This window comes from Flavobacterium bizetiae (assembly GCF_024271895.1).
GTDB lineage: Bacteria > Bacteroidota > Bacteroidia > Flavobacteriales > Flavobacteriaceae > Flavobacterium > Flavobacterium bizetiae.
Genome location: NZ_CP091861.1, coordinates 2,524,932 through 2,545,605, shown reverse-complemented (window position 1 = coordinate 2,545,605; position 20,674 = coordinate 2,524,932). Strand labels below are relative to the sequence as shown.

The following is a 20,674-nucleotide window of genomic DNA, read 5'->3' as shown; positions in this document are numbered from 1 at the left end:
AAACCGTTTTTTAAATATACCTTAATTACAGCTTCATTTTTAATTCGTAATTTCGCCAAAGCAAAAAATCATAAAATGAAACCACAAATCCGAATTCTAATTTACTCTATCTTGTTTTTTCTATATCTTTCTACCACTTCATACTTGTTGTCTTTGGGAGAATTATTAAAAACGGATCCCTATATTACTTTAGGATGTGGTTTTGCAGTTTTAAATATTCTTTATGCTTTCTTCGCCCTAAAGTGGAAACCTTTATTAAATATCATTTGTTCTATTGCAATTGCAGCAGCAGCTTTATTCCTGGCTGTACAATTTGCCAATTTGCATTTGTTGGCAAAATACGATCCTTATTTGGTTAAAACAGCGATATTTAGCAATGCTATTTTATCAATATTATTTTGGGAAATTGTTTATCAAATAAAAATTAGAAAATCGTAAACACATTCAAATAGTAGTGACTGTTTTTTTATTTTTACTTTTTAATTTCTAAAAAACAATACGAACTAACTTTTTATGTCTCAACTAAAAACAGTTTCAAAATTTAAAACTTCTAATAGAATTCTTTACATTTTTGGAATTCTTTTTTTTTGTTTTTTAAGTTTTCTTTCATTTTCTAAATACAATCCTAATCAAGCCAATACATTCCCGAATTTAATCCCCGGAATTGTATTTATTCTTTTTGCGTTATTCGTTTTTTACTACATTATTTCTTTACCCATTATTTATGCTTATTCTGATAAAATAGAACTGCATCGTCATTTAGGATTATCAAAACGAACTGTATTTTTTAGCGAAATAGAAAACTATATTACCATACCAAAAGAAAGTAAATATGGTAATTACGAAGAGTTGTATCTTACTTTAAACAACAAAGAAGTAATTAAGTTAAGTAGTTATGATTACGCTAATTTTCACGAAGTACAGGCCGACATAATTCGAAATAAGCCTAAAAACATTGCGCTGGAAAAGCAATTAGATAAAAAAGAAAATATAAAGTATTCTATTATTTTTTTAATTATAGGCGTTCTCTTCATTTACATCGCATGTCAGTTTTACGAAGACACAAGTCTTACCAGAAACGATGTTTGTGTTATAAAAGAAAAATTAGCCGATGATATTAAATTAGAACGCAGTAATAAATCGAGATCTTTAGTTTTTAAGCTTGAAAATCTTAACGATTTTAAATTTAAAATTGGTAGTCTGGCCTTAAAAGAAACTTATTATGAGGATTTAATGAGTGATTTTAAAAAAGGCGATCTCATTTATCTTACGATCGAAAAAGATCAATATCAAAAGAAAATAAGTAAAAAGACACCTATGTCAGTTGTAGACGAATACTTTCATTACGAAAAAATTGATGTTGTCGAAGTAGAAAATAAAACCTTTAAATATCTATCCTTATCGGATTATAATAAAGTCAATCGCCAAAATGATTACTGGGGAATTGGATTTTTTGGCTTTTTCGGAATTGCGCTAACCATTGCCGGAATTTGCATTTATTTAAAATCAACACGAAATTTAAAGGTTACACAAAGCATAAAACCACAAAGCATTAAAACAGAGGATGAAAATATTTTTTATTAAATTTAGTTTCTAAATTTTTTAAAGATGAAAAAGACTTCAGAAATTGCCAACCGTTTTAAAGAAACTATTTTAAACGGAACCTGGATTGCAAACACCAATTATAAAGATCAGCTTGAAAATTTAGACTGGAAAATTGCAACCACTCAAGTAAAAAATCTTAATACCATTTCGCTTTTAGCACAGCACATTCATTATTACATCGACGGAATAAATAATGTTTTCAAAGGCGGAACATTAGATATAAAAGACAAATTCAGTTTTGACTTCCCTCCTATTAATTCGCAGCAAGACTGGCAGGATTTTTTATCGAAATTCTGGAATGCCACCGAAGAATTTGCCTCTTTTGTAGCACAAATGCCAGACGAAAAGTTAGATGAAGTTTTTGTTGATGCAAAATACGGAACCTACCAAAGAAATATCGACGCCATGATCGAACATAGTTATTATCATTTAGGTCAAATTGTACTGATCAAAAAAATAATAACGAATTAAACCAAAATCCTGTTTGACTAAATTGATAAAGATAAAATGTGCCTTCGAAGCGCTTTAACTTGATATAGTTGTTGGGCGTCTGCCGCCGAAAAAGGCGGGCCGGGCTTTCGGCTATATTTCCAATTAACAAAAACTACGGCTAAAAAGCCTTGTTTTTCTAAATTGCGAGATGCCGCCTCTATCCCTGACGCGGTCTCTTTTCATAAGAAATTAAATTTTATATTATGTTTTGTAAGAATTATTTTTGATATTTTTACAAGAAACAATACTACTTATTATTCGCCCCTTGTTAAGATAAATCATAATTATAGAAATGAAACAAACCAAACCATTTATAAGTTTTATTCTCATTTTTGTGACCACAATTCTTTTTGTTTCCTGCCAGAAAAAATCGGACAACAAAGAAAAAATAAACATTATCGATAAAACGATACTTCCCCAAAAAAAAATTGCAATTGAGAACTCCAAAAATCTCAAAGAAAAAGTTTTACTCGACTATGTTACTGCGGCACCAAACATATTGCCAAGCTCAAAAAATGGTGTTCCGTTTGACAAGCTTAACTACGATAAAATTATTGCTTACGACTTTCAGGGAAGCGAAGAACCTTACCCTAACGTAATCGACAAACAAGGAAAATTTGTTCCCGTAATAACCGCACAAAAAGCACTTTCGCAAATTCAGGCAGACAAAATACTCTCGGCTTTATCAAAGAAATCAACATATGGCGAAGGAACAGCTGCTTGTTTCAATCCTCATTTTGCGCTTGTTTTTTATAAAGAGAACAAACCTATCAACCAAATTAGCATTTGTCTTGACTGCAATTATTTAATCACAGACCTTGATATTCCTGCCGAAACCCATCGGAAAATAGACAAAGGAACTGCAAACGAATATGCGCTAACAGGATTTACAAAATCAGGAAAAACAGCCATAATAAATTTATGCAAAGAGTTAAACTTTTATTATAAAAAGAAAGAGATCAAACTGAACTAATTGATCCAATTACAATCCAAATTAAGAGTTCGCTTAACCAAACCCCAAACCTCGATATGATTTTTTTATTTACCTCATTGATCGCCATAGCCATCATTACGACTGTAGTGGTCGTTTTAAAAAAAATAAAAAAAGATATTTCGATTGTAGAGTTAATTTTGGCTGTTGGTTATGTCTTTTCATTCCTCTTACTCTTTTTTGGATTAACAATGCACGATAATGAATATTACACGGCTATTGATCCTGTAGATGTTGAATGTTATATTCCCTTTGGCGATAAACACATTCTTTCTTTACTATTTTATTTTATAGCTTTCAATATATCAGTGGTATTGATATGGCTAAAAGGCAATAAATTGCCTCCTTTAACTCAGGTTTTATCTTTTAGCTTTCTTATCATTGGTACTATTATTTCTTTATTTGTTCTTCTGCAAGTATCAGAACACAATACCGAAAGCATAGATCTGTATGACAAGACAGATCATATCCTTTTTTTTATAATTGCTCCGATAGTAAGTCTTTTTGTTTCAATAAGCCTTATAATACAAACCGCGACAAATACTATGATCGTTGCGAATCAAAAAACGTATTCTAATCAATATCTCAATAAGCTAAATCAGTTTTTCGCTCAAAAAAGCAATTTGCCTCTTTGGGGTATTATCATGATCATTCCGTTATTATTAGTGATAACAATTATCCTTATTTTATTTGGTCAGGATTCTAATTCGCTCATAAAAGTATTTACCGAAACAACTACCTGGAGATTTTCGCAGCAAATGCATCCGCCCATTCTGGATCATAAAGGACATTATTTGTGTACGGTTGCAGCATCAGGAAATCCTGCAATTGTAAAACCTCTTCGACTTGGAAAAAGAAATGGAAATACCATAATTGTTAATCGACAATTGCAGATTGCAAACGCATTCGAAGAAATGATTCAGGATTTCTCGCCCAAATTACACCGTTTTATACGCTGCAATTATGATCATTACGGCTATAATTTATCTCTAAAAATAAACACCAATCTAAGATCTAATTTTACTTATTTAATAATGAAACCTTTAGAATGGATGTTTTTATTTTGTCTTTATTTATTTTGCGAAAAACCCGAAGAAAGAATTGGCAGACAATATAAAATCTAAACACGTAATACAATCTAAATGAAAAAATACTTCTTTGCTTTAATACTCTGTTTTCAGATTTCGTTTTCTCAAAATACAGATCACTTAAATACTGTTTTAAAGCAGCTCAAGATTAAAAAAAGCGATATACACGAGAAACTTTTCACTCAAAAAATTTTACCATACGATAAGAGTAAAAATGTTTTGGTTATTCCTAAATATGACATTAACGAACAAGATAATGAAGGCCATGACTATTTTGTTTTAGATGCCTATATAGTGGTAATCGATAATGCAACAGGAAAAATAATCTGCAAATTTATTGAACCCAACGCGTGGACATCTGATGCATTAATGCTTACCGGCATTTCGATTGATACCGGATTGTATCATCTTAATAGCACCACAAGGGCGTTTGGCGTTAGAGTTGATTATACTGGCAGCAGCAGACCAAATCCTTTTAGCGAAACCCACTTATCATTATACGTTGCAGACAAAAATTCGCTGAAACAAGTACTTAAGAATTATTCAATTTCCCGATCCGGAGGAGAATGGGATACCAATTGTGCAGGAGAATTTGAAGATCGTAACTCGACCTTTGATATAGCCAATGTGCAAACTAATCATTATAATAATATTATAGTGAGAAGTACAATTGTAAAAAGCGTAAGCACACCAACAAATGATGATTGTGTCTCTAAGGAAACGACTAAAAAAACAACATCAAAATTAATTTTTAATGGAAAAGAATATAAATAAATAAATATGTGACTCTTGAAAAAATCTATTATTTTGAAAATGGATATTAAAACCTTAATCCCAAAAGACAAATTTGATTTTGAAACGGTTGAAAAACTAACACAATATTCTTTTAAAGATATCGAACCCATTGTTCCGGATTTACTAGAATGGCTACAGGATATAAATTGGCCCATTAGCCAACCAATTGCCGAATTTTTAATTCCGTTTTCTGAAGAAATTGCACCCGAGATATTGAAAATATTAAAAGGCAAAGATGAAATCTGGAAGTATTGGATTCTCACAACTTTTGGAAAAAACATTAAAAACGAGTTGGTTCTTCAGGAAATTAATAGAATTGCCAAAAATCCAACGCAGGATGAAATAGATGAGGAAGTTGATGAGATTGCAAACGAAATAAACAATAACTAATTTGGAAATTATATCATTAATCTGGGAATCACTTTGGGATCTTTTACTTGTTGTTATTGGTTTAACCTTAATGGTTGTGGGGATTCGGGTATTTATCAAACAACGAAGAATTCAAAAAAACGGAATAAAAACAATGGCAACGGTTATAGGTTTTAGCAATGAAAAGTCTTTGGCAGAAGATGAAGCGTCGCTCAAAATACCACTTTTTATATTTTATGACAGCTCAAATAATCAGATTAGTATAAAAGGAAAAAGTAATTCGATTTGCACGATGTACGAAACCACTCCTGTTTACTACAATCCTGAGAAACCTGAAACGGAGTATTATTTGCCTAATAAAGATTTTATGGTAAAGCATTTATTCTTTTTTGTTGGTTTGTTTTTCCTGAGTTTAGGCGTCTATTATTTGCGCAAACATAATATGGAATATAATCCCTTTTTAAAATAAGGGTTTCATTTTGTGATAGATGCTTTTTTAAATCATAAATTTACTGGTACATTATTTTAATGGTTAAATTAATTTTTAAAAATAAATATTATGAAAACTACAAAAATATGGGCCAATTTTGGTGTAGAAGATTTGGCGAGAACGACCCAATTTTATAGCGAATTAGGTTTTAAACCTAATGGTAACAATGAAACGCTGACAAGTTTTACGTTTGGAAAAGACAATTTTATCATTCACTTTTTTATAAAAAAACAATTTAAATGGGCTGTTAATGGCGAAATGTCCGACTTGAATCTTGGAAATGAAATTATATTTTCTCTCTCGGCAGAAAGTGTAGATGAAGTGCATCAATGGCTACTCGCTGTTAAAAATGCAGGTGGAAAAATATTTGCAGAACCACAAAGCTTTGAAAAAGGATATTTCTTTGGGTTTTCTGATCCTGATGGTCACAAATTTAATGTGTTGTATTGGCCGGAATAAAATAATGTGTTGCTTACTATTCTACGCATTTGCTGTGCGTTTGTGCAAAACTTAACTTCTTATAAAAAATACATCCTGTAATCTAGCCCCGATAGAGCCGGTATCCTCGTAATGGAATGGAGAGATAGAGGCGAAAGCGGGACGACTGGTTCTTTTGAAAACAGTAATTTCTGCTTCTGAAATTTAAAATTTACATGATCTGAATTCTTCTAAAAACTGATATATTTACAGCTTCAAAATCAATTGGTCTTTTAGGATGAAAAAAATTACTTTACTGCTTTCTATATTATTTTTAGCACTTTCGTCATGTGGCGTAAAAACTACTCAGTCGTTGCTAAGCGACGGAAATTATGATGCTGCAATAGACCGTGCTGTAGAGGCATTGAGAACCAAAAAAGATTCGAAAGGAAAACAAGATTATGTGTTTTTGCTCGAAGAGGCTTTTGCAAAAGCAAAGGACAGGGATTTGCGTGATCTTGATTTAATGATCAAAGAGGCTACGCCAACCAATGCTGAACGTGTTTATAATACGTATTTGCAACTGAATAATCGTCAGGAAAAAATCAGGCCTTTGTTGCCATTGCCTTTATTAAAGCAGGGCAAAAATGCTACGTTTGCTTTTGATAATTACTCCAACCAGATTGTGAGCAGCAAAATTGCACTTACGAAGTATTTGTATGACAATGCGTCGGCTCTTTTAAAATCGAAAAATAAGCTTGATTTCAGAAAAGCGTATGATGATTTTGCATATTTAGAAAGTCTGAGTCCAAATTATAAAAACACCAAAAAACTGATGGAAGATGCACAGTTTAAAGGAACTGATTTTGTGGATGTTTATGCCAAAAATGAGACCAATATGGTGATTCCAAAACAGCTTCAGGATGATTTACTTGATTTTAAAACCTACGGATTAAACGACAAATGGACGGTGTATCATAATTTGAGACAAAAAAATGTAACGTACGATTATAGTCTGGTGATCAATTTTAGACAAATAAATATTTCGCCGGAACAAATTAAGGAGAAAGAGTTTATTAAAGAAAGACAGGTTAAGGATGGTGTAAGAACACTTTTAGACAGTCGCGGAAGACCGGTAAAAGATAGTCTGGGCAAGGAAATAAAAGTAGACAATTATAGATTGCTTCGTGCAAATGTTTATGAATTTAGACAATTTAAATCGTGTCAGGTAACAGCGCAAGTAGATTATATTGATGTGAAAACAAATCAGTTATTGCAATCGTTTCCGGTAACAAGCGAATTTATTTTTGAGAATATCTACTCTACCTATAAGGGAGACAGAAGTGCTTGTGAGGACAATTATATGTCGTATTTTAATAAACGTGCTGTGCCTTTTCCTAATAATGAACAAATGGTGTTTGATACGGGAGAAGATTTAAAAGCAAGACTTAAAAATATTATTGTCAGCAATAAATTTAGAGGATAATCTATTTTGAAAATTTATTTCTGATTTGAAACCTAACTTCTATTCAACAAATAATAGTATGACCACGAGAATTCTGGTAATTTTTACACTCTTTTTTTATCTCTTGAAAATACTAGTGGATTCAGCAGGAACAAACCATTATAAACAAATATTATAAAAGCCCATTTATGAAGAATATTGTCGTTGTAAGCCTGTTACTTATTGCTTTTTCCAGTTGTAAATCAGATAAAAAAGAGTCTTTACAAGAATCTGAAGATTCAGAATCAGCAGCGTCTCAAGAATATTCTTTGGTTGTAAACAAAATTGACTCTACTCAATTTCCTGCTTCTATAAAATATGAAGGTTTTATAAAAAATGCCGTTCGCTGGAAAGATAAATCAGGAGATAACATTGTACTCACTACTGAAACCGGAATATATCATAATGACAAACTACAACACGAATTTGATGATAGCAGCGATGCTGAATTGTATGCCTATCATTTTATAATATCAAATAATAACGCCAGGCAAACCTGGAGAGTTAAGGATTTTATTGCCGATTGTCCGGTTGATATTACGGCTTCTTTTGTAAAAAACACTTTCAAAATTACAGACTTAGATAAAAACGGAATTGCCGAAGTATGGTTAATGTATAAAACCGTTTGTCACGGCGATGTGAGTCCGTCTAACATGAAAATAATCATGTACGAAGGAAATCATAAATATGCTATGCGCGGAGAAAATAAGGTTCAGGTTGGAAGCAATGAAAATGATAAAGCATCATTTATTGGCGGCGAATTTAAGCTGGATGCGAACTTTAAAAATGGTCCGAAAGTATTCAAAGAATATGCTCAAAATTTATGGAAAGAGAATATAATGGAAAAATGGGATAACTAAAATAATCCGGAAATATTCGAAACTGGTATTCTTAAAAGACGCACAATAGTGTGTCTTTTTTTGTTAAAAAAAATCTGGTTCAAAAAAAATCACTAAAAAAAAACCTATGAATCAATACTTTATGTATATTTGCAACTGATTGGTTGCGTATATAAATAAAAATTAAAGATGAAACGAGATATTTTTCAGGCAATTGCTGACCCAACTCGTAGGGCTATTTTAGTATTAATTGCTACAAATGCTCTCACGCCTAATGCTATTGCAGAGCAATTTAATACGACAAGACAAGCCGTTTCTAAACACATTAAAATTCTTAATGAATGTGAGTTATTGGCTGAAAAAAAAATAGGCAGAGAAATATATTATCAACTTAAGATTGATAAAATGAAAGAGGTTGACAAATGGATGGAACAGTTTAAAGAAATTTGGGAAAACCGTTTCAGCCAACTCGATAAGGTATTAATGAATTTAAAATCTAAAGAAAATGAAATCTGATCTTTTAATGAATTTTTCCGTGAACAAAGAAACCATCACGGTAAATATAAAACGTGAGTTCAATGCACCGCTTGCCAATGTTTGGTCAGCATGGACAGAAGCTGAAATTTTAGACCAATGGTGGGCACCCTCACCTTTTACATCTAAAACAAAAAGTATGGAATTTGTAGCAGGAGGAAAAAGATTGTACGCCATGGTTGGACCTGAAAATCAGGAACGATGGGGCCGAATTGATTATACTTCGATTTCTCCAAAAACCAATTTTAAATATACGGCTACTTTTTGCGATTCTGAAGGTAATCCGGATTCCACTTTTGGAAGTTCGTATTGGGATATTAATTTCTCTGAACAAGGAGATTCTGTAATTGTTGATATTGAAATAAAACGCGATAGCTTATCTGAGTTAGAAAAAATAATCGAAATGGGTTTCAAAGAAGGATTTACAAGTACTATGGAAAGTTTGGATAAAATCCTTAAAGCACAAAAGTAAAAACAACAGTATTAAAAAAGTCAAATAGTAATAAATTTAAAAAACTTAAAAAATGAAATCTAATTTATTAATGAATTTTACTGTAGACAAAGAAACAAGTACAGTAAATGTAAAAAGAGAATTCGATGCTTCACTTGCTAATGTCTGGTCAGCATGGACAGAACCTGAAATTTTAGATCAATGGTGGGCTCCTGCTCCGTGGAAATCTAAAACAAAACGTATGGACTTTAAAACTGGCGGACAAAGACTTTATGCCATGATTGGGCCTCAAGGCGAAGAACATTGGGCTTTGGCTGATTTTACGTCTATCAACCCGAAGACAAATTTTAAATATCTTGATGCTTTTTGCGATAGCGAAGGCAATCTAAACAATGCTTTTCCGCGTTCTAACTGGGATGTAAGTTTTTCAGAACAAGGCAATACCACTTTTGTAGACATTGCTATAAAACACGAAAACCTATCCGATTTAGAGAAGATGATCGAAATGGGATTCAAAGAGGGTTTCACGATTGCGATGGAAGGTTTAGACAAAATTTTTGCTTTGAAATAAAGTATATTCATTCTCAACAAAAACTAAAAAGATGTGTAAAATTCTATATTCTATGCATCTTTTTTTTGAGATAAAATTTTAAAGTAGTTTTTACGGTTTCCCGTAATGAAAACTAATTTTTACCTATTACATTTGGGCCTCAATACTATAAAACAAATCCCCAAATTTTTAATGAAAAAACCAATTTTAGTCCTTGTTCTTACCTTTCTTTTTACTTTTAATTGTTATTCGCAAATAGTCTTCGAAGACGGATATTTCATAGATCCTACTAATAAAAAGACGAATTGCCTAATTGAAAATTTAGACTGGAAAAATACCCCTCTTAATTTTAGATATAAGTTACCTGGCAGTGAAGAAATCATTACCGCAGACCTTAAAGCCATAAAGGAATTTGCTATTACAGGAGAAAGCAAATATATCCGAACTACAGTAAAAATAGACCGATCATCAAAATTCATAACAGAAATGAGTGCAGAAAAAGATCCGGTCTACAAAGATGAAACTTTATTGCTAAAAGTACTTATCGAAGGAAAGGCATCTCTCTATATGTACGATGAAGGGAGTTTAACTCGTTTTTTTTATAAAATTAATGATAACGAAATAAAACAGTTGGTCTATAAATCTTACTTAGTAAATGACAACTCTTCTATTGCTAAAAACAATTATTTTAGAGAACAACTTTTTATCGACCTGAAATGCGAAAATATACTTCAACGAGAATATGAAAATTTAAACTATGATCGCCGAAGCCTTTTAAAATTATTTATAAAATACAATAAATGCAGCGACACAAATTTTACTGAATTTGAAAAAAAAGAAAAAAAGGATTTATTTAACCTAAATGTAAGGCCGCGATTAAACAACAGTACATTATCAATAAGCAGTTCGACTATAGACTTTTATAATTTTAAGTTTGATCCTAAAACAAGCTTTGGCATTGGTCTTGAAGCGGAGTTTATTTTGCCATTTAACAAAAACAAATGGTCATTAATCATAGAACCAACTTACCAATACTATAAAGCAGAAAAAACAAAAGAAACTACTGCTTTACAAGGCGGAGAAGCAACAGCTAAAGCTGATTATAAATCGATTGAATTACCAATAGGTTTCAGACATTACTTTTTTCTTAAAAACGATTCTAAAATATTTATAAATGCATCTTATCTAATTGATTTTGCTTTAAACTCAAAAATTGAATTTGTTAGAAAAGATGGTTCTCAATTAAGTTCTCTCGATATAAAATCTGGCAGTACTATTGCTTTAGGTGTCGGTGGAAAAATTCACGATAAATATAGCATCGAATTCAGATATTTAATTGGGCGAAATATTCGAAAAGAAAATATCTATATAGATTCTTCATACGCGACAGCATCATTAATATTAGGATATTCCTTTTTTTAGTATTTTTTAATGTTTTAAAAAATATCATAAATCCCTGTCATTAAATAATGACAGGGATTTATTTTATAGCTTGTTTTTATATTTTACTTTCATGTTCATAAAAATTTCAGAATGTCTTAAATTTGTAATCCAGCCTTTAAATACTTTCATAAAAGTTTAAAAACGGAAACAAATTAAACACCACAAAATGAATAAAATTATTGCCTTTACATTATTATTTTTTACCTCAACATTATCATTTAGTCAAACCAGTAAATCCAAATCAACAGATTCCAGCAAACCTTTTGTATTAGGCGTTATTGATGAGATACAATCGAAAGAACTGGGCGAAAAAAGAATCCTGAATATTTATCTTCCTGAAGGCTATAAATCAGAAGATGCTACAAAATATCCCGTAATTTATTTATTAGACGGTTCTGCTGATGAAGACTTTATACATATCGCAGGCTTGGTACAATTTAATAGTTTTGAATGGATCAATCAGGTTCCTAAATCTATTGTTGTTGGAATTGCAACGGTTGACAGAAGAAGAGATTTTACATTTCCGACAACCATAGAAAAAGATCAGAAACGTTTTGCAACTTCTGGACATTCAGATAAATTTATTGCTTTTATCGAAAAAGAGTTGCAACCTTTTATAGATAAAAAATACAAAACAAATGATTCTAAAACCATTATCGGGCAATCGTTAGGCGGATTATTAGAAACTGAAATTTTATTAAAAAAACCAACTCTTTTTAATAAATATGTCATTGTTAGTCCAAGTATTTGGTGGAACAATGGTTCTATACTAAATCAGGACAGCATCATTTTTCAGGAAAACTTTAATCAAAAAACGGATATTTATATTGCTGTAGGGAAAGAAGGTTTAACCCCAACAGAAATCCCAAGAGTGATGGAAGTAGATGCTAACCTGCTTGCCGAAAAAATTAAAGCAACAAAAAGTAAAAACTTAAAAGTTTATTTTGATTATTTCCCTCTCGAAAATCATGGTACTATTTTGCATCCCGCAACAGCGAATTCATTTAAATTCTTTTATCCAATAGAGAAAGAATAACGGCAATAATTACAATAATGAAAAGTATACAAGAAAATAAGCTAGACAATCCGGTTTGGAATTCATTATCAGAAATCCACACAGCATTTGCAATTGATTATAACGGAACTAAATTCTATAATCCTGATTATTGTCCTTTTGGAGGTTTTGCTCTATCTGAAAGTACTTCAAACGCGGCCAACCAATATTCGGCATTATCAGAGAAGTTTTTCATTGTGGGTGAAAAACCGGAAATACGTAACACGCTAAAAATTGAAAAAGAATTGGTTTGTCTTCAAATGATTGTTTATGATAAAATAGAGCTACCTATAACTGATGAAATCGTAAAACTTACTGAAGAACATAATGACGAATTAGTACAATTAGTCAATTTGGTTCAGCCAGGATATTTCAAAAATAAAACCGCTTTATTAGGTAATTACTACGGAATTTTTAAAGAAAATCAATTAATAGCAATTACGGGAGAACGAATGAAAATGGATCATTTTACAGAAGTCAGTGCCATTATTACTCATCCTGATCATACCGGAAAAGGCTATGCAAAACAGCTAATTGCTCAATGTGTGAATGCGATTTTTGACGAAAATAAAACTCCTTATTTGCATGTCGTCGAAAATAATATTGGCGCAATTGCATTATATGAAAAGCTAGGTTTTGTAACAAGAAGAAAAATCAGCTTTTGGAATATATCCAAGAATCAGTAATAATATTGATTAATAAAAAAATGAGCAGAAATTTATAAAATAAATTTCTGCTCATTTTAATTTATCCATTGGTATAAGTATGCACACTTTGTGCTGAAGATGGCATATAATTTACTCCAAACCAGCAAAGCAGCAGTACTACAAATGCCAGAGCCAAAGTGATCAAAACAGGTTTAATACTTTCCGGATAACGATAATGAATATGTATATAAATTAAATATCCTAACCAGGTAAGCATTGCCCAGGTTTCTTTAGGATCCCAGGTCCAATAATGTCCCCAGGCTTCTTTTGCCCATAAGGCTCCAAACAATAATCCTAACGAAAGGAAACCAAAACCTACATAAACCAAATTATTGGCCAATTCAAGTATGTTTTTTTTATACTTACCTCGATAATATTCAAACAGTCCATAACACGCCACAATTGAGGAAGCGGCGAGTAAGGCATACGAAAATATATATACTAAAACATGTGGTACAAACCAAACACTTTGTAAGGCCGGCATTAAAGCCTTATTATAAGTATCCGGATTAAAATAATTAATAGTTAAAAATACAGTTGCCATTACCAAACTATAGTTGAGCAGCCATTTATATTGCCACCTTATATATGTTATAATGCCAATAACAGGCAAAAACACAGCATACCAAAGCCTTGTTTCACCAAGAGTACGCATTGGCGGACGTCCTAAGTTTTGCCATAAGTTATACGTAAACACAATCATAGACAAACCTCCTAATGCTGCAAAAAGCAAAATAGGTAACATTTTATTACGCTTTAACTTTATAACCTGAAACAACATACAAATTAGCCAGCAAATAATAGCTACAAATGCATAATGAGAAAAATAGATCCAGTAATTCATTTAAAAAATCTTTAATTATATATAATTCAAACGTTAATTCATACTCGTAATGAGCTAAATCACAGTTCCTCTTCCTTTAAAAATCAAATAGGCCGCTCCAATAATCATCATAAAAATACCAGAGTATACAACAGGCAACCAAGGATCACGAACCAGTTCTACAACACTTAATTTAGACCATTTTCCAAACTTTTCGTCGTAACTTAATTGGTATACTTTCCAGCCTCCAACTTTATAAGGCTTATTAACTTCGATTACAGTTTTATCATTTTTACCATCTTTAACATAGACATTTACATGCGAACTGTATTTTTTTGCTTCTGGTTGCAACATTACAATAGCTTCTTTATCATTCAATTGCAAATAAGAATATTCAGTTGCAAAACTTCCGCAGCTAATCCAGGCAGTAGTGTCTATTGTTGCTGATTTTACTTCGACTAAAGCTGCAGGAGTTGCACCTTCTTCGTTAACAGGAAAATAGCCATTTCCGGTAAACTTACTGTCTTCGATATAGTTAACAATTTTAATTTTGTACCCTTTATAATCATAACTGTCGCCTTTGGTAATCATGCGCAGCGCATTGACTCCTTTTGTCTCGATACTGTTATTGGTAATATCTGCTAATGCCAATTTTGGCGTAAAGGTTTCCATATCAAAACTTGTAAGTTCAAAAGCAATAGGCATTGGCACCATTACACCTTCTTCATTTTCGGCTCCCCAAACTAATTGATTCTCATAAAGCTTCATTGTATATCGTTGCAGATCCCCGCTTCCAAGAATACCTGCAGTCATTGCAATAAAAAGTCCTAAATGATTTAGTATAAATCCCCAGTTTTTCCATTGCCATGGCGTCATTCTGTTAAGAGTTGCAAGACCAAGAGTAGTAAGAAAATACAATTGCGCGATTATAAATGGCCAGCTAGTTAGAACAAAAGAAAAACCAAACAAATCCGGTTTTACCCCTTCTACAAAATTTTGCTGAGGAAGTGTTCCCATAATAATGGCCTGAATTAGAACTAAAACAATAGCACTAACGGATGCAGGAACAGATCTTAACCATTTTACCCAAGGATGTGTTCTACTGGTAAAATGCAGTAATAACAACATTGCTATAAACAAACCGCCAATAATATAATTTACGGGCGCACTTACAGCTTTTATACTTGTTCTTGTCGTAATTTGTAATAAGTATCCGGTTATCAGTAATCCGGCAGCAATTATAAATGATTCTTTATAATCCCAGGGAAACTGCCAAAGCTTCTTTTTAAAAACTTTCTGATTTTCTAAATTAACTATTCTCATTCTTATTTTGAATTTGAAACATTTAACTTGAAAAGGGGTTCATACAGTTAAATGAAACTTGTATGAACCCTCTTCAAATATATTTTATATTTATTTGCTTAAAACAGCAATTATTTTTTCTTTGCTTGTTCCAGCCATTGCGGTAAAAGCGTTTTTTTGAATTCAGCTTTATTAGCTCTTTCTTTTGCCATATCCAGACCTATAAACTGCTGTGCTTTTGCTTTGGTCGAAATATCAGGATATTGTATTGGTCCTGTTTGTCCTAAAGAAACTAGTACTTTACCCAAAGCTATTCTTGCCTCGGCTGCTTTGTTCAGACCATTGGTAATCACTCTGGCAGTTTCTAAGGGAGCGTGGAATGATCCTCCGTGTGATGCTGCAGTAAAGTCCCAACGCCATTGAGATTGACGAATTAACTGTAGAATATTTTTCATCTGAGCTTCTGTTGCTCCCTTATCCCAGGCTAATTTTGCCTCAATATGTGCTTTTACTAATTGATCTTCAAGCTCAATACGGATTTGATAAATTTTATCCTGACGTTCCGTTACGTTTGCTACCAATGTTTTTTCTTCTTCACGGTGACAAACCTGACAAGAATTGGCTACGTTATTAAGAGGTGATTGTATCTTATGATCTGTAAATTTTTGTCCGCCTTCACTTTTGTATGGCATATGACAATCAGCACAAGAAACTCCTCTTTGTCCGTGAATACCCATTTGGTGAATTTCGTAATCAGGGTGTTGTGCTTTAAGGATCGGAGCTTTACTCAAGGCATGTGTAAAGTCTGAGAATTCAATACCATCATAATATTTTTCCATATCCTCTACTGTCATACCGTTTTTCCAAGGGAATTTTACTTTAGCAGCACCTTCTACAGATTTTTTATCAAAGTAATATTCTACGTGACATTGTGCACAAACCAATGAACGCATTTCGTTATGAGTTGCTTTGGTAATATCTTTTCCTTGTTCTTTAAAAGCTTCAATTAAAGCAGGACGTGTAATTTTCAAGTTCATGGTTTTCGAATCGTGACAATCTGCACATCCAATTGGGTTTACAATTTCTGGCCCTAAAGCAGCCCATGTTTGTTTGTAAAACTCATCGATACCTAATTTATCCATCATACGTGGCACATCCGGAGATTTACATACCCAGCAACTAGCAGGTTGAGGTCCATCCTGAGGTCCTTTTGGAGCTCCCGTTCTTAATGTATTATAAATATCTTCTAATGCATAAAAGTGTCCTCTACCCTGATTGTAATCTTTAGAGAAAGCATATCCAGCCCAAAGTACTACCATACGCGGATCTTCATGCAACATATCTTTCATTTTTCCACCACCGTATTTACTTGCAAAAGTAGTATCGGCAGTTTCGTAATAGGTTTGAAATTCACGAGGATAATTGGCTCCCCAAACTTCATTTTTAGATTCGAACTGACCAACAGGAGCTAATACTTTGTTTACAAATAAAGCTTCTGTACGACGTTCCATTACACTATTTACCAGTAATCCCAGCATAAACACAACCAGCATTGTAACGCCAAACATTACCCATCCTATCCATGGTTTGCGTTTTATAGTTTCTTTTAGTGGTGCCATAATTATATCTGTATTTAATTAATTTTTTAGTTTGTTTTTTATTTAGTTTGTTTTGATTCTTTCTGTTTTTCTATTGCCGTACTGTCGGTTTGTTTTTGCAGCCATTCCGGAATTGGAGATTCTAACAACGGAACTCTTGCATTTGGCACAGAGGACAAACTGTTTACTTTGCCATGCGGAACTTCGCGATGACAATCCCAGCATAATTTCCCTTCGCCATGACTTTTGCTTTCGAGTGTAACTCCAGTTGTCTTAACATTTGCATTAAGATCTCCGTGACAGCGCTGACAGTTTTTCTGAACCACATCTGTTCCTGCTTCCTTAATATGAATTACCTGTGGTTCTGCACGCCATGTAAATACGGTTGCATGATAAATACCATCTTTTGCTTTAAAAAAATATTTATTAAAAACGTTATTATGAGGTACGTGACAATCATTACAAGTGGTTACGCGCCCATGTGAGCTATGTTGCCAGGTGGCATAAAAAGGGGTCATTACATGGCAGTTCACACATGTTTTAGGATCATCTGAGAGATAAGAAACTGCATTTGATACATATAATAAGTATGCAAATAATCCCGTTCCTACTCCAACTGCCACTATAACAAAGGGTACCCATTTACGTGGAGGCAATAAATAATTTAAAATCTTGATCATAATAATTTCCCTTAATTTTACGATCAAAATTACATGGTGAATTCCTACAAATAAATGATAATTATCAGAAAAAGCGAAAACCACCATAAAAATCATATTCAAAGCTTTTTTTATTGAGAAAATGCTTTCTTATCTGAATATTTAACATAAAAATTCTAAATATAAAATTTACTTAATGTACACATACAAAACAGATTAATTATTAATTTTATATTTCAACACATAATTTCTTCAATGATGAAAAAAATATTTTTAATCGTAATTTTTTTAATAGGACTCTCTGTAAATGCTCAAACCTCTAAAGAACTTGTAGGAAAATGGCAATTGGTAAAATGGACTAAAAAAGGAAAAGAAAAGAGCATTCAGGAGTATTATAAAACCGATCAGGTGTATCAGGTTTTTAAAGAAAATGGAGATTTTGAAAGTTTAGTTGGAGAAGAGACTCATAAAGCAAAGTGGAAACTATCAAAGGATAATGCTGAACTTACCATTATTCTGATTATGATGCCCGTAAAATTCTCTGTTGATTATTTTGATGCCAACAAACGCATTATTACCACGCCACAAATGGGAACTTTTGAATATAAAAAAGTGACTGAGTAATTATTAACTTTTATTAAAAATAGACATGACACTAAACAAAGAAACTGTAACCGAATATATGGCTGCTTTTAGAGTAAGCGATCATGAAAGAATACTTGCCTGCCTCACCGAAGATGTGATTTGGGAAATGCCGGGTATTTACCAGCATATTGGTAAAAAAGCGTTTGACAAAGAAATTGAGAATGATAATTTTGTTGGAAGCCCTTCTATTCAGATTATAAAATTGATAGAGGAAAATAATATTGTGATTGCAGAAGGTGCTGTGCAGGGAAACATGAAAAACGGCAATATTCTTGACGCTGTTTTTTGTGATGTTTTTGAAATGGAAAAAGGAAAAATAAAGAAATTAACTTCGTATTTGATGTCCAGAAATGCTAGTTTAAAATTTGAGTAATCTTAAACGCATACACAAAGTTTTTATATTAGATTATATTGATAAAATGCAGCGTATGCAAAGCTGTGAGAGAAAAATGGCACGCAGATTGGCACAGATTTAAACTGATTATCGCAGATTTTTTTATTTAGTCATTTATATTCTTTCTCAATTTTATGTTATGTTTTTCTTATGAATAACAAAACCTCTCACCTAGCCCCGATGGAAGCGGTATCCTTTTTCTGGCTTCTTTAGACAGAAAAAGATATAGTGTACAGCGGGACTGGAGGTTATTATAAAAAATGATTTTTCTGCTCCTGAAAAATAAATTCCAAAATTGTTAAAATTCCAAATTCCAAAAATCTGAAATCTAAAATCAGAAATCTATCCAAGCCATCCATCGCGATCGAGGCTTCGGTATTGAATGGCTTCGGCGATGTGTTGCGAAACAACTGTTGGTGCGTTATCTAAGTCGGCTATGGTACGCGCGACTTTTAAGATTCTGTCGTAGGCTCTTGCAGAGAGATTTAATCGTTCCATGGCGGTTTTTAGCAACTCTTTGGATTGCTCATCGAGTGCACAATATTCCCGGATTAGTTTACTGCTCATTTGTGCATTGTAATGTATATTTTCTATTGCTTCGAATCGCCTTGTTTGAATTTCACGCGCTGCTGTTACTCTTTTACGAATTTCGACGCTGCTCTCGGCTTTTCGATCATCGGCTAACTTTTCGAACGGAACCGGAGTAACTTCGATATGAATGTCGATTCTGTCTAACAAAGGCCCGGAAATCTTGCTGAGGTAGCGCTGCATTTCGTGTGGCGATGAGGTATTTGGCATACTCGGATCGTTGAAAAACCCACTTGGACTTGGGTTCATACTGGCCACCAGCATAAACGACGAAGGATAGGTCACGGTAAATTTAGCACGCGAAATGGTGACTTCGCGATCTTCGAGCGGCTGGCGCATGACTTCTAAAACATCACGTTTGAATTCCGGTAATTCATCGAGAAACAAAACGCCATTATGCGCCATCGAAATTTCTCCGGGCTGCGGATAACTTCCTCCGCCTACCAACGCCACATTTGAAATGGTGTGATGCGGGCTGCGAAATGGTCGCTGATTCATTAAACCTACTTCTTTTAATTTTCCGGCAACACTATGAATTTTAGTAGTTTCGAGAGCTTCACGCAAGGTCATTGGCGGTAAAATACTTGGTACTCGTTTGGCAAGCATCGTTTTTCCTGCTCCTGGCGGGCCTATTAAAATAATATTATGACCTCCTGCTGCAGCGATTTCCATACAGCGTTTTATACTTTCCTGTCCGCGAACGTCTGAGAAATCGTGTTCAGGAAAATCTAAGGTTTTATAAAACTCAGCTCGCGTGTCAATTACTGTTGGCTTAAGAGTGTCTTTTCCAGCAAAGAAATCAATTACTTCTTGTAGATTTGAAACACCATAAACATCTAATCCTGCTACAATTGCTGCTTCTTTTACGTTCTGAATAGGAAGAAAAAAGCCTTTATAACCTTCTTCTTTCGCTTTTATGGCAATGGGTAAAGCTCCGCGAATGGGCTGTAAACTTCCGTCGAGAGAGAGTTCGCCCATGATAATATATTCTTCTATTGCGGGTGCTTTTATCTGATCTGAACCTACTAAAATTCCCATTGCAAGTGGTAAATCGTAGGCAGAACCTTCTTTTCGAAGGTCGGCAGGCGCCATATTTATGGTTATTCTTTTTCCGGGTAAACTTAATCCGTTGTTTTTTAAGGCGGCCGCAATTCTAAAACTGCTCTCTTTTATGGCACTATCAGGCAATCCAACCAGATGATAACCAATTCCTTTATCCATATGTACCTCTATGGTAATTGTAGTTGCTTCTACTCCAAAAACCGCACTTCCGTAAACTTTTACTAACATAGAATCTTTTATATTAAAGTGTAAAAGTATATATTTGTAACTATTT

At 33.1% G+C, this 20,674-nt stretch carries 24 protein-coding genes; 19 read left to right on the top strand and 5 right to left on the bottom strand.

Annotated features, from left to right (window positions below; translation table 11 throughout):
- Positions 1 to 75 precede the first annotated feature (75 nt).
- The 17 genes from L0669_RS11030 (at position 76) to L0669_RS10950 (ending at position 13,308) form a co-directional block, all read left to right on the top strand.
- On the top strand, positions 76 to 438 hold the full coding sequence (locus L0669_RS11030; RefSeq protein ID WP_263763468.1) for a hypothetical protein: 363 nt from the start codon (positions 76 to 78) through the stop codon (positions 436 to 438).
- Between the two features lie 75 nt (positions 439 to 513).
- Positions 514 to 1,584, top strand: coding sequence for a hypothetical protein (locus L0669_RS11025; protein ID WP_263763466.1), 1,071 nt, complete (start codon positions 514 to 516; stop codon positions 1,582 to 1,584).
- Between the two features lie 24 nt (positions 1,585 to 1,608).
- Positions 1,609 to 2,076, top strand: a complete 468-nt coding sequence (locus L0669_RS11020; protein ID WP_263763464.1) for a DUF1572 domain-containing protein — start codon at positions 1,609 to 1,611, stop codon at positions 2,074 to 2,076.
- 313 nt (positions 2,077 to 2,389) lie between these two features.
- Positions 2,390 to 3,070, top strand: a complete 681-nt coding sequence (locus tag L0669_RS11015; RefSeq protein ID WP_263763462.1) for a hypothetical protein — start codon at positions 2,390 to 2,392, stop codon at positions 3,068 to 3,070.
- A gap of 56 nt (positions 3,071 to 3,126) precedes the next feature.
- The gene (locus L0669_RS11010; RefSeq protein ID WP_263763460.1) at positions 3,127 to 4,212 is read left to right on the top strand and encodes a DUF6688 domain-containing protein; all 1,086 of its coding nucleotides are present in this window, start codon (positions 3,127 to 3,129) and stop codon (positions 4,210 to 4,212) included.
- 18 nt (positions 4,213 to 4,230) lie between these two features.
- Positions 4,231 to 4,950 carry a PA3715 family protein gene (locus L0669_RS11005; protein WP_263763458.1) on the top strand — a complete coding sequence of 240 codons (720 nt, stop codon included), beginning with the start codon at positions 4,231 to 4,233 and terminating at the stop codon, positions 4,948 to 4,950.
- Between the two features lie 15 nt (positions 4,951 to 4,965).
- Positions 4,966 to 5,361, top strand: a complete 396-nt coding sequence (locus L0669_RS11000) for a DUF5071 domain-containing protein (protein ID WP_263763456.1) — start codon at positions 4,966 to 4,968, stop codon at positions 5,359 to 5,361.
- 1 nt (position 5,362) lies between these two features.
- Positions 5,363 to 5,809, top strand: a complete 447-nt coding sequence (locus tag L0669_RS10995; protein WP_263763454.1) for a DUF3592 domain-containing protein — start codon at positions 5,363 to 5,365, stop codon at positions 5,807 to 5,809.
- 90 nt (positions 5,810 to 5,899) lie between these two features.
- Positions 5,900 to 6,289, top strand: coding sequence for a VOC family protein (locus L0669_RS10990; protein WP_263763452.1), 390 nt, complete (start codon positions 5,900 to 5,902; stop codon positions 6,287 to 6,289).
- A 256-nt stretch (positions 6,290 to 6,545) separates the two neighbouring features.
- The gene (locus L0669_RS10985) at positions 6,546 to 7,733 is read left to right on the top strand and encodes a hypothetical protein (protein WP_263763450.1); all 1,188 of its coding nucleotides are present in this window, start codon (positions 6,546 to 6,548) and stop codon (positions 7,731 to 7,733) included.
- 167 nt (positions 7,734 to 7,900) lie between these two features.
- Positions 7,901 to 8,611, top strand: coding sequence for a M949_RS01915 family surface polysaccharide biosynthesis protein (locus tag L0669_RS10980; protein WP_263763448.1), 711 nt, complete (start codon positions 7,901 to 7,903; stop codon positions 8,609 to 8,611).
- Positions 8,612 to 8,779: 168 nt separating this feature from the next.
- Positions 8,780 to 9,106, top strand: coding sequence for an ArsR/SmtB family transcription factor (locus L0669_RS10975; RefSeq protein ID WP_173971480.1), 327 nt, complete (start codon positions 8,780 to 8,782; stop codon positions 9,104 to 9,106).
- The gene (locus L0669_RS10970; protein ID WP_263763446.1) at positions 9,096 to 9,596 is read left to right on the top strand and encodes an SRPBCC family protein; all 501 of its coding nucleotides are present in this window, start codon (positions 9,096 to 9,098) and stop codon (positions 9,594 to 9,596) included. The genes L0669_RS10975 and L0669_RS10970 overlap by 11 nt, the downstream gene beginning before the upstream one ends.
- A gap of 52 nt (positions 9,597 to 9,648) precedes the next feature.
- Positions 9,649 to 10,146 (top strand): SRPBCC family protein, encoded by a 498-nt coding sequence (locus L0669_RS10965; RefSeq protein WP_263763444.1) that lies wholly within the window; start codon positions 9,649 to 9,651, stop codon positions 10,144 to 10,146.
- A 171-nt stretch (positions 10,147 to 10,317) separates the two neighbouring features.
- Positions 10,318 to 11,547 (top strand): outer membrane beta-barrel protein, encoded by a 1,230-nt coding sequence (locus tag L0669_RS10960; RefSeq protein ID WP_263763441.1) that lies wholly within the window; start codon positions 10,318 to 10,320, stop codon positions 11,545 to 11,547.
- A 187-nt stretch (positions 11,548 to 11,734) separates the two neighbouring features.
- The gene (locus L0669_RS10955) at positions 11,735 to 12,604 is read left to right on the top strand and encodes an alpha/beta hydrolase (protein WP_263763439.1); all 870 of its coding nucleotides are present in this window, start codon (positions 11,735 to 11,737) and stop codon (positions 12,602 to 12,604) included.
- Between the two features lie 17 nt (positions 12,605 to 12,621).
- Positions 12,622 to 13,308: a GNAT family N-acetyltransferase gene (locus L0669_RS10950; protein ID WP_263763437.1), complete on the top strand. Its 687-nt coding sequence runs from the start codon at positions 12,622 to 12,624 to the stop codon at positions 13,306 to 13,308.
- Positions 13,309 to 13,369: 61 nt separating this feature from the next.
- Here L0669_RS10950 and L0669_RS10945 read toward each other — a convergent pair whose 3' ends face one another.
- The 4 genes from L0669_RS10945 to nrfH form a co-directional block, all read right to left on the bottom strand.
- Positions 13,370 to 14,173 (bottom strand): cytochrome c biogenesis protein, encoded by an 804-nt coding sequence (locus L0669_RS10945; protein ID WP_263763435.1) that lies wholly within the window; start codon positions 14,171 to 14,173, stop codon positions 13,370 to 13,372.
- 54 nt (positions 14,174 to 14,227) lie between these two features.
- A complete protein-coding gene (locus L0669_RS10940; protein WP_263763433.1) occupies positions 14,228 to 15,475 on the bottom strand; it encodes a cytochrome c biogenesis ResB family protein in 1,248 nt (415 codons plus the stop codon).
- 110 nt (positions 15,476 to 15,585) lie between these two features.
- Entirely contained in the window at positions 15,586 to 17,052 is a 1,467-nt protein-coding gene (gene nrfA / locus L0669_RS10935) for an ammonia-forming cytochrome c nitrite reductase (RefSeq protein ID WP_263763937.1), read from the bottom strand.
- Positions 17,053 to 17,111: 59 nt separating this feature from the next.
- Positions 17,112 to 17,732, bottom strand: a complete 621-nt coding sequence (gene nrfH, locus L0669_RS10930) for a cytochrome c nitrite reductase small subunit (protein ID WP_263763431.1) — start codon at positions 17,730 to 17,732, stop codon at positions 17,112 to 17,114.
- Between the two features lie 237 nt (positions 17,733 to 17,969).
- Between nrfH and L0669_RS10925 the strand changes: the two genes are divergently transcribed.
- Both L0669_RS10925 and L0669_RS10920 read left to right on the top strand, forming a co-directional pair.
- Positions 17,970 to 18,335 carry a hypothetical protein gene (locus L0669_RS10925; protein WP_263763430.1) on the top strand — a complete coding sequence of 122 codons (366 nt, stop codon included), beginning with the start codon at positions 17,970 to 17,972 and terminating at the stop codon, positions 18,333 to 18,335.
- Between the two features lie 25 nt (positions 18,336 to 18,360).
- Positions 18,361 to 18,729, top strand: a complete 369-nt coding sequence (locus L0669_RS10920; RefSeq protein ID WP_263763428.1) for a nuclear transport factor 2 family protein — start codon at positions 18,361 to 18,363, stop codon at positions 18,727 to 18,729.
- Between the two features lie 363 nt (positions 18,730 to 19,092).
- On the opposite strand, the gene L0669_RS10915 is transcribed toward L0669_RS10920, so the two are convergent.
- Positions 19,093 to 20,628, bottom strand: coding sequence for a YifB family Mg chelatase-like AAA ATPase (locus L0669_RS10915; protein ID WP_263763426.1), 1,536 nt, complete (start codon positions 20,626 to 20,628; stop codon positions 19,093 to 19,095).
- Between the last annotated feature and the right edge of the window lie 46 nt (positions 20,629 to 20,674).